This window comes from Paenibacillus sanguinis 2301083 = DSM 16941 (assembly GCF_000374825.1).
Taxonomy (GTDB): Bacteria; Bacillota; Bacilli; order Paenibacillales; family Paenibacillaceae; genus Fontibacillus; species Fontibacillus sanguinis.
This window is the reverse complement of sequence record NZ_KB895400.1, coordinates 1-12,949: the sequence shown is the minus strand read 5'-3', so window position 1 is coordinate 12,949 and position 12,949 is coordinate 1. Positions and strand designations below refer to the sequence as shown.

Sequence of the window (12,949 nt, the reverse complement as noted above, 5' to 3'; positions counted from 1 at the left end):
ACTTTTTGAACTACCTCTCCTTTCTAGTAGTCGTTAAGTCCGCCTTGACCTTGGGCAATCGCTACCCCGGCACTGGTGCCAAGGCGTGTTGCACCCGCTTGAATCATCGCCTGGGCATCCGCTAACGTGCGCACGCCTCCGGAGGCTTTAACGCCAACCTCAGGACCTACGGTCTGACGCATCAGGGCTACAGCCTCCACGGTGGCTCCGCCGGTTGAGAACCCGGTTGACGTCTTGACGAAATCTGCTCCTGCAGCCATCGACAGCTTGCAGGCGCGCACGATTTCCTCTTCCGTCAGCAAGCAGGTCTCAATAATCACCTTGACCAGCGCTTTGCCGGATGCTGCTTGGACAACTTCGGCGATATCCGCCTCGACCAACGCATCGTTGCCGTCCTTAAGCGCGCCGATATTGATCACCATATCGACCTCGCCTGCGCCTTGTTTAATCGCATGTGCCGCTTCAAAGGCCTTGACCTCCGGGGCTGAAGCGCCCAGCGGGAAGCCAATCACCGTACATACTTTCACCGAGGTTCCTTGCAGTATGCGGGCCGCAGTCTCCACCCATACCGGGTTGACACAGACGGATGCAAAGCCATATTCCTTAGCTTCCTCCGCTAGTTTGATAATGGCCGCCTGCCCTGCATCAGCCTTGAGCAGGGTATGATCGACCATGGATGTGATAGACGCAGTTGACAATGTAATTCCTCCATTTAATTAATATAAGCTGGATATTGGGACCCCATCCGGAAGCTTGAACGGCTGCTCCTTATTGATATGGTCATAGAACATAATGCCGTTCAAATGGTCAAGCTCATGCTGCATAACGATGGCATCAAAGCCCTTGAAGCGAAGCTTCACTTCGTTTCCGTCCTCATCCATAGCCTTGATCTGTACCTTCTCATAACGGGGTACAAAGCCCTGCACGGGCCGGTCCACAGACAAACAGCCTTCGCTTTCAGGCAAGTAGGTCATCGCCTGGGAATGACTGATAATCTTCGGATTGAACATGGCAATAGGACGATCCTCGCCTTCCGAATCGCTTAGCAAGGCGGCAAACATCCGCTTGTTAAGTCCAATCTGATTAGCGGACAAGCCAACGCCTGCGCGCAGCTTGTACTTCTTGGACAATTCCGGGTCCTGGCTATTCTTCAAAAATTGCAGCATGGCTGCCATCTCTTCCCGATCCTCCTCGGTGGGGGGCACGCTGACAGGCTCCGTCACGACACGAAGGATAGGTTCTCCTTCTCTAACAATATCATCCATTGTAATGATATAATCACGCTTGAATTTACTCATAAATGACCTTTTCATCCACCTTTATCCGTAAAATAACCACTCTATTTATATTTGTGCCAATCCATTTCGCTGTTGTTCAGCAAGTGCTCAAAATTGTTATCCAGCCGTTTCTGCTCGGCCCGCCGCGCCTCTTCCTTGCGCACACGCTCCTCCTGCTGGCGTTGCTCTTCTTCCTTCTTCAGCTCCGTGGCCTGCGCTTTCAGCTTGGCCAGTGTATCTTCTCCCAGCAAGTCCTTCAGTGTAGCCGGTTTATCACCCGCATTCGCTGAGGCTCCGGCAGGGTTATGCATCTTCTTCTTACCCATCTATATCACCTCAATCTGTTTAGAGGTTGTTCATGCCTAAGGTATCATAGGCCAAAATTTATTGTCAATGAACTCCTGTGATATAATGAATCGTCAAAGGAGGATGTATCATGGCTTTTGGAGTAACACGTGCCGAGTTGGAGGCCTGGAAACAGACGGTCGCCCGTGGGGAGATCGGTTATTTAACTCATTATTGGCTGGACCCGCGTTTTCCGGATTCCAGAACCGTCACCAAGGTTGGCTGCTCTGATATAGAACGTTTGAAGGCTTGGTGCGAAGCCCACGGTCTTCCGTCAAAATATATTCATCACCGTTCCCCCTTTCCCCATTTCGATCTGATCGGCCCCAAACAGCAAGAAATTTTGCGGGAAGAAGGATTGTGGGAGCAACTGGAGCGGTTCAAGTTCTAAGAGCACATCGCCAAACGGTTCTTCGTAAATAAACATGTATCGGGAATATCTCCTGAGATGATATGAAAAAAAAGAGCCTCGAAGGCTCCTTTTTGGTATATTCACCTTAAAATATTTTATTGCTCCCCATGCTTTTAGCGTTTGTTGAAGATATCCGTCAGTACCGGAACGATTTGCGATTTACGGGAAACAACACCCTTCAGCACGGCTTTGTTCTCGGACAGCTTCACTTGATAAGCCTCCTCAACTGAATCAGCCGCTTTACCCAGTGCCAGACCTACAGAATCGTTGTTCAAGATGTCAGTTACAACGAACAAATACAGATCAAGAGCTTTCTCGGCAATGACCTTATTCAGAGCGGCTTCTACATCCTTCTGACGAGATAATACATCATTTACATCCACGGCATTAACTTGGGCAATAACCACCTTGGACCCGGCCATATCAAATTCCTTGGCATCCAGCGAGATCAATTGCTCAATGGTCTTGTCACTCAGGTCAGCGCCGGCTTTTAGCATCTCCAGGCCGTATTCCTCGGCATCCACACCCGCGATATCAGCCAGTTCGCGAGCAGCCGCAACATCCTGCTCCGTACAGGTTGGGGATTTAAACAGCAATGAATCGGAAATAATGGCGGAAAGCATCAATCCGGCGATATTCGCAGGGATATCAATCCCGTTTTCCTTGTACAGCTTATTTAAAATAGTAGCGGTGCAGCCCACCGGCTCAGCACGGTAGTAAAGCGGACCGCTGGTCTCAAAATTGGCAATCCGGTGATGGTCAATGACCTCAACCACACGCACCTGCTCAATATCAGAGGCGCTTTGCTGCCGCTCGTTATGGTCGACCAGAATGACTTCCTTCACCTCGGAAGCTACCGCTTCGACCAGGCGTGGCGCTTCAACACCAAACTTCTTCAAAGCAAAGGCTGTTTCCTCGCCAACCCCACCAAGACGAATTGGCTCAACGTTCCAGCCCAGCTTGGTCTTGAGGTCCGCGTAGGCGATAGCGGAACAAATAGTGTCCGTATCAGGATTTTTATGTCCGAAAATAAATACTTTTTCCATCTCATTACTCCCCTTTAACATGTCCTAATGACAAAAGTATAGCCTAAAAGTCAAGAGGCAAGCAAGAACTTCGGATGGAGAAAGAACTCTTTTATTGCACCTGAATCAGGGTTTCTCCGGGCTGTTACCGCAGCATCCCTTTGTATATACCTGGCTTCGAGCCTTCTATTGCGATGGCGCCCACCACTTTGGCATAGAACTCCTCAGGGCCGGCCCCCCCAATTACGGCATAACCGTAGCCATCATGACGCATCAGATCAAGTGTATGTAGAAGCAGCATTTTGCCTACGCCACGTCCCCGCTCATTTTCGTCTACTCCCGTCGGTCCGAAAAATCCTTTGGATGTTGTGTCGTAACAGGCAAAACCCAGTAGCTTGCCATTCTCAACGGCTATGATGCACGTAATCGGTGACCGTGCGAACGCTACTTCGCATTCGCTCACCCAAAACGGACTGAAGTGTTCGCCGACCCATTTTGCTACGACATGCTTCTCCGGGGCAAGAGCCCGGCGGATCGTGACGCCCGTGCGTGCTTCATATTGGTCGACCGGTTCCAACGTGGGCAAGTCGTATAACTTTACCAACATATCTGACATATGCCAATGTCTCCTTTTTGGAAGAACGTAGTTTCGAGGGCTATTATACGTCTTTCCTCAGCTATGGACAACTACCTTGGTTTGTTGAAGAATTAAGAAAATTCAGAGCCCGGCGCGTGAATAAATATTAGGGTAAACTTATAGATGAAATAGATAGACAAAATCAAAAGGATTATTCCGCAAATACCCCTAACTATTTTTTCATTTTTCTTAAATTTGATCCCTTTCCTAATCCAAATCACACTGATACAAAGAACGAAAATCATAATGCACGAAAGGATAAGTACACCCGTTAGAATATTGAACATGTGCCCCTACTTTATAATTAATTGTTCATTTCATAATAACGTTGAAACTCTTTCTTATCACGCATATTTTAGCAGAACGAGTGCGTAGACTTTTATTATTAAATAGACGAAGAAGCATCCAAACAATGCTTCTTCGCCTTAGGTAATCACTTTTTATCCTAATCCTTTTAACTACCGCATTTTTGCTTCTGATTTCATTCGCCTTTAGTTCGATGCTTCAATCACGTATTCCTTGTATCTGCCATAATCGCTTTGCTTGCATTCCAGAACCAGCTTCGTACCTTCCTCTTCATAGCTCGTCTCCATAATATTGGCATGCTCATTAAGATACGATACGACCCCGCCCTGATCATAAGGGACCAGCATCGTACACTGGATATAGTCCTTGAACACCCGGCTGCGAATTTCATCGATCAGCTCGGAGATGCCCACACGGGGCTTCGCCGCCAGGTACACGATGTTTCCCTGCACCTCGGGGATACGTTGCTCGGTCAGGTCTGATTTGTTGTACGCGTAGATCACTGGAATATCGGAAATACCAATCTCCCGTAAGGTCTGATGGGTAATGTCCAACATGCGGGTGAACTCCGGATTGGAGTAATCCACCACATGAATTAACAGGTCGGCCTCAGCCACCTCCTCCAGCGTTGAGCGGAAGGCCTTGATCAAATGATGGGGCAGCTTGCTGACAAAACCAACGGTATCCGTCAGCAGGAATGCCTTATTATCTTGTAGCGGGATACTGCGCACCGAGGTTTCCAGGGTAGCGAACAGCATATCCTTCTCCAGCACCTGCTTCTCTTGCTCCGGACTGTAGCGCTCCAGCATCGCATTCATAATGGTCGATTTTCCCGCATTCGTATAACCGACAAGAGACACAACAGGCAGTTCATTCTTCTTCCGCTGCTTGCGCTGCACCTGCCGATGGGCGACCAGCGTCTCCAGCTCTTTGCCCAATGCTGTAATTCGTTCCTCAATCCGGCGACGGTCCAGCTCCAGCTTGGTCTCTCCGACACCGCGGTTCTTCGTGCCTACTCCGCCGCTTTGACGGCCAAGCGATTCTCTGAGGCCGATCAGCCGTGGGAGCATATACTTCAGGCGCGCCACTTCCACCTGAAGCTGCGCCTCCCGCGTCTTGGCCCGTTGCCCAAAAATATCCAGAATGAGTAAGGTGCGGTCGATGACCTTGCAGTCCAGATCGGCCTCCAGGTTGCGAATTTGCGAAGGGGACAGTTCATCGTTAAAAATGACCAGGTTCCCTTCGTGCGCCTCCAGCAGAGCCCGCACTTCTATAATTTTGCCCGTACCAATGTAATGCGAGGTGTTGATTTTGGGCAAATTTTGCGTGAGCTGGTCTACGACCTGAATATCGCAGGCCTCGGCCAGATTAGCCAGTTCTTCCATGGAATATTCAAAGTCCTCTTGATGGTTCAAGTTAACGCCCACCAGAACGGCCCGTTGCTCTAATTGCTGTTCTTCGATCATAAACATAGTCCTCCCTTGGGAAAAAAATAAAACACAGGCGATTGCACCCGTGTTCTACGCAAACGGCTCTCTTCCCAGGCGCGATCATTCTATAGGCAAATAAGCTTGCCACCAGAGCGGACGCCAGCAAAAAAGGCATATTCTATTCTAAAGTTTTCAAGGTTCCCTTTATCATAGCACACCTATCCCGTTTGCCCTGCACGGGTGCAGAGCCTTTGGCTGTATTCAATTAGCCGCGCAAAGTGGCAAAACGGAATTTAATGTTAATCACAGAGAACCCTCCGTTCATTTATAATAATCCCAGTTTATCACAATTCGTATACGTCCACAATCCATGCCGCTGCCCCCTTATAGAATGCATACTGAAACATTCTGCTGCTGGCTGCGTAATTATAAAGAGATAAGCAGAGCTTCTTAGGGTTACCCGAAACAAGTTAGCTCAGCAGCAGAGGAGGCGCTACCATGAGTGTAGTCGGAGGCGGTTTTGATATCATGTTCTCATTAGTTCCTATTTTTATAGTTATCGTGTTTGTCATTGTGATTGTCGGTATTTTCACGAACGGAGCCCGCTATGTCAAAAATGCCAGAACTCCCCGAAGCAGCCGTTATGCGCGCATTATATCCAAACGTATGGATGTACGGCACAATTCCAATGGTCATGTCGGTGATCATCATGTACATACTTCATCCTCGCGCACCTTTTATTACATAACCTTGGAGTTTGATAGCGGGGAACGCCAGGAGTACCTGGACGTCAAGAAACTGTATGGACTTGTCGCTGAGGGAGATGTTGGATACGCGGCTGTTCAAGGAGATTGGATTGTAGCCTTTGAACGTGATTTGAGACCGGGACAGTATAGTAGCAGTTATTAGAAAGGGGAGCCTTCCGGCTCCCTACTCTCAATTTACAACTTACATTTTGTCTTGGCTTATTTAGAGCTTTTTCCCAATATAAAATACATATCCGTAATACTGCTTATATTTTGTATACAAGTCTGCCTCACGTCTCATAAATGCAATCATATCCTCAGCAGCTTTATTTCCCGCATACTTCTTCAAAAATTCCTCTTGCCTTGGCTTCTGTGGAATAAAATAATGGTCTATCCAACAGCTTTCAGGCAGCGTAAATGCAGCAACAGGAATATAACCTGTTTTTTGCAGGATGGATATATTATGCCCAATTGTGCTGATTTCGGGAACTGCGTTCACCCACCACTTTTCAATTTCAGCGGGACGCTCATCGGTGAACCACGACTCATAGGTTACGGCAACATAACCATCTTTTTTGAGGAACCCGTTCCAGTGATTCAGCCCTTTTTCAAACCCTATACTGCCGATAGCCCCCTCAGACCAGATAAGATCCAATTCGTTATGCTGAAATGGCAGATTCTCCATGGAACCGACAATACCTTTTATCCTGTTCTGTAAACCAAGTTTTTCTGCGGTTGCGTTAAGTTTATCAATTGAACCGGCATAAAGGTCCAGGGCGGTTATAGGTGATTCTGTATTCTGTGCCAGCACCATGGTTTGAGCGCCGGTGCCGCAGCCTAAATCGGCGATTTTTGCTTTAGCAGGGAGAGAGGGAATAAACCCCAATGCTTTGATCGTTTCTTCGGCACTGCCGGGACCCTGGCGCTCAAGTTCTGTGAAAAATTCATTAATGAGATCAAACTCAAATTCGTGAATTGTTATTTCTTCCATCGCTTATTCTCCTTGTTTTTGTCTTTAATAATCTTCTTGAATGGTTTCATTTCGCCCTTGAAGCCGAACGTACCCAATAGCCTTGCGACAACAAAAAAAGCGCAGTTACCCACTGCGCTGTAAAACAAACGAAAAGGTGTGACTAAACACTTCTCCGGTCATTTCGCAAGGCATTTGAGTACACAAAGAAATAAGCAGGCTAAAATCCCGCTTTTGTGCCACAAATAATTCCTTACCGAAGGACCGACATCAACACACCTCTTTCTTAACTATGTATACAGATTATCACCGAATTGCTTCATTGTAAATTTATAGTTCTTATCACTGTTTATGAGCCAAGAAACGCGCGGGGAGAAGCGTAAATGAACCGCTCGGCCCGCGCCATAACGTGGCACTTTTGCTCCGGAAAGTGCTCGTATATATAATCGACGAAGTAGCCCGGCTTCTCCGCATTGACGGCGAACAGATCATAATGGAGCGGAATGACGGTATCCGCCTGAATGGCATAAGCAAACTCTGCGGCTTCCCGGTAATCCATGTTGCCCACGATGCCGCGGCGCTCCCGGAAATAATCCCTGCCGTTAATTGGCAGCAAAGCTAAGTCCGGCTGCAACGCAGCTACCTCTTCTATAAGCTCAGGAAATACCACAGTATCTCCTGCATGATAGAGCGTAACCCCGTTTAATTCCAGCACATAACCTACATATTTCGGTTTGCCGCTGTCATCCCGCTCAAGCTGCTCATGGGCCGCTGCAATGGGCGTTATACGCAGCTTGGAGAATAGCTCCAGCGGCTGGCGATCGTCAGCAACCCGAATTTGTGATTCGGCAATTCCCCATCCCTGGAGCAGCGGCTGGCAGCAGTTTGGTGCCACCACCAGCGCTCCTGGATTCTGCCGATGCAACGGCAGCAAGGTCCTCTCATCCATATGATCCTTATGCTCATGAGTGATCAGACAGACATCAACTCCCTGTATATCCTGCGGACGAATTGCTGCAGGATAGGTTCGTCTCCACAGCTCATCGTCTAAATCGCCCGACACATACGGGTCCACATAGATGGTGATTCCATCCCCCTTGATCATGACACTCTCTTGCCCCAGAAACCACAAGGCCAGCGTTCCATAGGGAACCTCGGTACGTTTAACCTCTTCAATAAGAGCCATGCCGGTTCTGGCCGGGTTGCTCTGTAATTTGCTGTTATCTCTGCTTCGATATGGCGAATTCATAGGTTAGCTCCTTTGGGAAAGAGTTCAAAAAAATCAGCTTTTGCGGACCTTTTGACCACTCATTTATAGTTCATGAATCGTTATCGTTAGTTTCTCCGGATTCAGTGCAAATTCCTTCCCTGCATCTCCCCCTTCACCCTTTTATCCCCGAAAGGCTAACCCCTTTAATGATTTGTCGCTCAAATACGAGGAACAAGACCATAATCGGCAGTGAAGCGACTGTATTAATCACCATCGGCTTCACGTAATCCTCCGTATATTGATTCATCAAGGTGGGAATTCCCATCGGTAGCGTAAACAAATTATCATCGGTCACCGACAGGAACGGCCATAGAAAGTTATTCCATGAGCCGATGAAGGTCAGAATAGCGATGGACACCAGCGCTGGCCGGGTTAAGGGAAGCATAATGCTGATGAAAATTCTCCACACGCCGCCACCATCCATCTGAATACTTTCCAACAGCTCATTGGGAATGCCATCAAAAAAGCTCTTGAGAATTATAATCGCAAATGGTGAAGCCAGAACAGGCAGGATTAGCCCTTGATAGGAGTTCAGGATTTGCAGATCCTTGGCTACTTGATACAAAGGAATCAGAATGGCCTCGCCCGGGATCAGCAGCCCCGCCAAGATGAAGAAGAACATGAAGGTTCTGTAGCGGAAGGGAATTTTGGACACGGCAAAAGCCGACATGGCCGCAATGACCAGCGTCAACACCGTGACACAGACAGCGATAAAGAAGCTGTTCCACGACCAGTGCAGCAATTTGGTCCCGGTAATAATCTCATGATACACGGCCAGTGAATAAGGGGGCGTAAACCAGTCCACAACCGTAATGATTTTCATGCCTTCTTTTTTCACGGAGACGACCAGCATCCAGATCAGCGGAAATAGAAACAACAGGCCCATACACAAGGAAAAAATGCGGTAGAACCATTTCATATCCTAGTTCGCCTCCTTGCGGTTATTCATCCAGTATTGCAGGGCGGACAGCACCAGCAAAATGGCAAACAGCATGTAGGACATGGCGGCAGCATAACCCAGGTCGTTCTTGCGAAAGCCCGTCTGCCAAATTAATTGAATGACCGGGCGTGTTTGATCCAGCGGCCCGCCGCCGGTCATGACATAAATCTGCATGAACACTTTAAATGAAGCGATAATTTGCAGCATGGTAATGGTTCGTGTGATAGGGCTCAGCAAGGGGAGCGTAATTCGCCAGAATAGCTGAGAATCGGAGGCACCGTCCAGGCGAGCTGCTTCATACACTTCATCGGGCGTATCCTGCAACGCCGAGAGATACAAAATGAAGTTGAAGCCAACCGTCCACCAAAGTGTCAATAACGAGATGGCCATCCAGGCCAGATGCGTTTCGGTCAGCCAGAAGATCTCCGCGCCTTCGGGAAGCAGCCCCAGCCAGTGCAGCATGGAATTCATCAGTCCGGTATAGGGCTGAAATACAAACAACCCCAGGAAAGAAGCGACGGCAACAGACAGGATACTAGGAATAAAAAATACACTGCGGTAAAAACGCTGCAATCGCGAGTTGCGGTTAGCAATCAGTGCGAGCATCATGGCCAGCACCAGCATCGCAGGTGTCGTAATTAATACAAAGATGGTTGAATGCCAAATGGCGGCCCAAAATTCCTGATCCTGAAACATCCGTTCATAGTTGCCTGAGCCGAGATAGTCCATCTTTCGAATCAGTGTCCACTTGTAGAAGCTCATCTCTACGCCCTTGATCATCGGAAAAATGGTAAATAACATATATGCAACCAGAAAAGGGAGCAGGAACAGGAACGCCTGACCGTCTGCCCTCCATTTGCCCATCTTCATCTTACTCAACCTCCCCAGGATGACCGGCTTCGCCACGTGTTCCCTGCAAAGCCGGCCCGATTCCGATCCTTGGCCTTTATTCGCTCAATATTTTCTGCACCTCTTCGGTCAACCTGGCGATGCCATCCTCCGGCGACATTTTGTTGGCCCATATCTCGTTCAAATATTTGAACATCGCAAGATCGCGGATTTGCCAGTTCTTCGTCGATGGCTTGTTAAATTTAACGGTGGAAGCTACAGACACATAATCGCTGCGATGAGGGAGCGCCTGAAAATCAGGATGCTCGAAGACGGATGGCTTGGAGGGAATATGCCCGGCTTTTGCCCATACCTGACCGTTGTCAGCCAGCCAATTGGCGAAGGTAAGGGCTGCCTGCCGCCGGACAGGGTCTTCCTGCTTAGTGATGGGAAGGATGACCGTGTGAGCATCGCCCCAGGTGGCTGCCTGCCCGAAAATGGTAGGGATAGGCATCGCCCCGAAGTCCAGATCCTCTGTGGCTTCCCACGTCCCTGTTGCCCAAACCCCCGTCATCATAATCGCGGCCGTTCCGCTTTGAAAATTTTTATAAAAATCCGGGTCATTGAGCTTGATCACTTTATGCTTGTGGAACAGATCCTGAATATAGCGGGCGGCCTGGATGGCTTTGTCCGTATCGACCTGGGCAGCCGATAAATCGTCGGCAACGACATCATTGCCCCCTAGCTGGGAGTAGAGCGCCCACCATAAGCGGAAGGGATCATCATTGGTATTGGATAAGGCAAAAGGCGTAGCCTTCTGCGGCAGTTGCTCCTTCAGCTTGGTCAGGAAGGCGACGAAGCCCTCTGGCGACGATTCAAACGTCGGCTTGCCATCATCGCCAAGAAGTCCGGCATCACTTAACAGCTTCTTGTTGTAGTACATGATGAACGGATGTGTATCAATGGGCACGGCATAATGAGCATCATTAACTACAGAAGCTTCGAGGATATTCTGGTTAAAGGTAGACCAGTCCACGCCGGCGTCCTCCGCCACATCATCTAACTCGGACACAACCCCCTGGTCGATCAAGTCCGGCAGCCGGGAAATGTGGGAAATCCCGATATCCGGTCCGTTACCGTTGCCCACAGCGGTGATTAGCTTCGTGTAATACTCGCCCCATTCCAGCTTGGTATTTTTCACTTGAATATCGGGGTGCTCCTGATTAAACGCGTCAATCATCGCTTGCATATTATCTCCGTCTCCACCGGAGAACAAGGTCCAGAACGACAACTCTACTTTTCCACCGTTACTCCCTGTGTCGTTCCCCTCAGCACGATTTCCTCCGCAAGCGCTTAGCACGAAGGATGCGGAAAGCAATAAGACAAGCATAAAGACCAGCCTCTTATTCATAGCGACCTCCCCTTTGCGTAGTCCAAGGAACCAAGTGGACAAGCTGTAAAATATTACATATTTTTCGTTCCTTTGAACCTAAATATAAGGAGATAAAGCCATTTTGTCAACGCTTTCAATTATTTTTATTGTAATATTATCGTTTGTTTGTCCATTTAATACAATAATATCGTAATTAAAGAGAGAGAGGGCTTGTTCAGCTTAATGTATAGGGACAGGGCCTCAGAAGTATGGTGAACACATGCAAAAGAGGGCGTCTCCGCCCTCTTCGACATCCTGACCTTGTTGGCTTATAGCATTATCCCGTGAACAGTCCCTTGACCAAAAACCAGATGACCGGAACCAATAAGGACGGCAACAGGTTTAAGGTTTTGGGATTAATAATCTTCAATATGGATAATCCCGAACTGGCGATCAGTATTCCACCTACGATAGAAATCTCAGTTAGCAAAGGCGCTGTCAGAAAGGGCGCCAGAATATCCGCACTCCAGTAGATCAAGCCTTGCCAAACGAACAAGACTCCCGCAGTGAGCGCAATGCCGATGCCATAACTGGATGCCAGCACCATAGAGGTTACGAGATCCAGTGTAGCGTTCATATACAAATAGGTATGGTCACCACGCAGTGCACTTTCAATGGGCCCTAGAATTGACAATGTACCGACACAAAACAGCAAGATGCCCGTAGACAAACCTTGTCCCAAGTTAGAGCTGGAGAACCGTCCAACCAGCCGTTGGAATCTGCCATCCAGGTCAAGCGCCGTCCCTAACAGGCTGCCTGCCGCCAAGCTTACGATGAACAAGACGGGAAACGCGCTGTCATTCATATGGGTTACTGCCGAGTTGATGCCAAGCACCGTAGCAGCTAGTCCAATGGCTGTAAATAACGCTGTTTGATACTTTTCTTTTAATCCCTTTTTAAAAATACTTCCGAGGACGCTGCCCACTAATATAGCGACTGTATTCACTATCGTGCCGATCATTTGTCCGCTCCAATCCCGTCCAATTCTCTACTGCAAGACAGCTCTACATTATAACGGCGTCCCCGTATAAAGTCAAAGGCGATTCAGAAGCTTGTTATTCTTCTGTGATAATGTCACCCTATAACTGTTCTGAGATAATGTCACTATGGGACAGGAGACATTCACATTGACAAGAGCAGAATTAAAGAAGGTAGTTGTGGTGGAAAAAATTCTTGGGGGACATATGACGAACAAGGAAGGAGCAGCGGCTCTAGGGCTGACTGAACGCCAAATCATTCGATTAAAGAAGAAGTTCATCGCTGAGGGAGGAGCGCAAGGATTGGTTCATAAGAACCGGGGAAGGAAACCGATTCATGCTTTAGACAAGGAA

The 12,949-nt window shown here is 48.4% G+C and carries 15 protein-coding genes; 3 read left to right on the top strand and 12 right to left on the bottom strand.

Annotated elements, in window-relative coordinates; translation table 11 throughout:
- Positions 1–23: 23 nt before the first annotated feature.
- From deoC to C557_RS0121395, 3 genes are read right to left on the bottom strand one after another with little or no spacing between them, the layout of a single operon-like run.
- Positions 24–674, bottom strand: a complete 651-nt coding sequence (deoC, locus tag C557_RS0121405; RefSeq protein ID WP_018753901.1) for a deoxyribose-phosphate aldolase — start codon at positions 672–674, stop codon at positions 24–26.
- A 42-nt stretch (positions 675–716) separates the two neighbouring features.
- Complete coding sequence (def, locus tag C557_RS0121400) at positions 717–1,298, bottom strand: peptide deformylase (protein WP_018753900.1); 582 nt, start codon at positions 1,296–1,298, stop codon at positions 717–719.
- Between the two features lie 41 nt (positions 1,299–1,339).
- Positions 1,340–1,603, bottom strand: a complete 264-nt coding sequence (locus C557_RS0121395) for a YqkE family protein (RefSeq protein WP_018753899.1) — start codon at positions 1,601–1,603, stop codon at positions 1,340–1,342.
- A 110-nt stretch (positions 1,604–1,713) separates the two neighbouring features.
- Here C557_RS0121395 and C557_RS0121390 point away from each other — a divergent pair, with 110 nt between their 5' ends.
- The gene (locus C557_RS0121390) at positions 1,714–2,013 is read left to right on the top strand and encodes a hypothetical protein (protein ID WP_018753898.1); all 300 of its coding nucleotides are present in this window, start codon (positions 1,714–1,716) and stop codon (positions 2,011–2,013) included.
- Between the two features lie 134 nt (positions 2,014–2,147).
- Here C557_RS0121390 and C557_RS0121385 read toward each other — a convergent pair whose 3' ends face one another.
- The 3 genes from C557_RS0121385 to hflX all read right to left on the bottom strand — a co-directional run bounded on the left by C557_RS0121385 (position 2,148) and on the right by hflX (position 5,468).
- Positions 2,148–3,080 carry a manganese-dependent inorganic pyrophosphatase gene (locus C557_RS0121385; protein WP_018753897.1) on the bottom strand — a complete coding sequence of 311 codons (933 nt, stop codon included), beginning with the start codon at positions 3,078–3,080 and terminating at the stop codon, positions 2,148–2,150.
- Between the two features lie 124 nt (positions 3,081–3,204).
- Entirely contained in the window at positions 3,205–3,675 is a 471-nt protein-coding gene (locus C557_RS0121380) for a GNAT family N-acetyltransferase (RefSeq protein WP_018753896.1), read from the bottom strand.
- A gap of 512 nt (positions 3,676–4,187) precedes the next feature.
- Positions 4,188–5,468 carry a GTPase HflX gene (gene hflX, locus C557_RS0121370; RefSeq protein ID WP_018753894.1) on the bottom strand — a complete coding sequence of 427 codons (1,281 nt, stop codon included), beginning with the start codon at positions 5,466–5,468 and terminating at the stop codon, positions 4,188–4,190.
- Positions 5,469–5,930: 462 nt separating this feature from the next.
- Between hflX and C557_RS0121365 the strand changes: the two genes are divergently transcribed.
- The gene (locus C557_RS0121365; RefSeq protein ID WP_018753893.1) at positions 5,931–6,341 is read left to right on the top strand and encodes a DUF2500 domain-containing protein; all 411 of its coding nucleotides are present in this window, start codon (positions 5,931–5,933) and stop codon (positions 6,339–6,341) included.
- A gap of 60 nt (positions 6,342–6,401) precedes the next feature.
- Here the strand turns inward: C557_RS0121365 and C557_RS0121360 are convergent, their stop codons facing one another.
- The 6 genes from C557_RS0121360 to C557_RS0121330 all read right to left on the bottom strand — a co-directional run bounded on the left by C557_RS0121360 (position 6,402) and on the right by C557_RS0121330 (position 12,579).
- Positions 6,402–7,169 (bottom strand): class I SAM-dependent methyltransferase, encoded by a 768-nt coding sequence (locus C557_RS0121360; protein ID WP_018753892.1) that lies wholly within the window; start codon positions 7,167–7,169, stop codon positions 6,402–6,404.
- A 328-nt stretch (positions 7,170–7,497) separates the two neighbouring features.
- The gene (locus C557_RS0121350; protein ID WP_018753890.1) at positions 7,498–8,397 is read right to left on the bottom strand and encodes an MBL fold metallo-hydrolase; all 900 of its coding nucleotides are present in this window, start codon (positions 8,395–8,397) and stop codon (positions 7,498–7,500) included.
- Positions 8,398–8,530: 133 nt separating this feature from the next.
- Positions 8,531–9,337: a carbohydrate ABC transporter permease gene (locus C557_RS0121345; RefSeq protein ID WP_018753889.1), complete on the bottom strand. Its 807-nt coding sequence runs from the start codon at positions 9,335–9,337 to the stop codon at positions 8,531–8,533.
- Positions 9,338–9,340: 3 nt separating this feature from the next.
- Positions 9,341–10,228: a carbohydrate ABC transporter permease gene (locus C557_RS0121340; protein WP_018753888.1), complete on the bottom strand. Its 888-nt coding sequence runs from the start codon at positions 10,226–10,228 to the stop codon at positions 9,341–9,343.
- Positions 10,229–10,304: 76 nt separating this feature from the next.
- Positions 10,305–11,597 (bottom strand): ABC transporter substrate-binding protein, encoded by a 1,293-nt coding sequence (locus tag C557_RS0121335; protein ID WP_018753887.1) that lies wholly within the window; start codon positions 11,595–11,597, stop codon positions 10,305–10,307.
- Positions 11,598–11,895: 298 nt separating this feature from the next.
- Positions 11,896–12,579 (bottom strand): DUF554 domain-containing protein, encoded by a 684-nt coding sequence (locus tag C557_RS0121330; protein ID WP_018753886.1) that lies wholly within the window; start codon positions 12,577–12,579, stop codon positions 11,896–11,898.
- A 166-nt stretch (positions 12,580–12,745) separates the two neighbouring features.
- On the opposite strand from C557_RS0121330, the gene C557_RS23925 reads away from it, so the two are divergent.
- Positions 12,746–12,949, top strand: a 204-nt coding sequence (locus C557_RS23925) for a helix-turn-helix domain-containing protein (RefSeq protein ID WP_040677473.1), incomplete at its 3' end; no start/stop codon positions are given.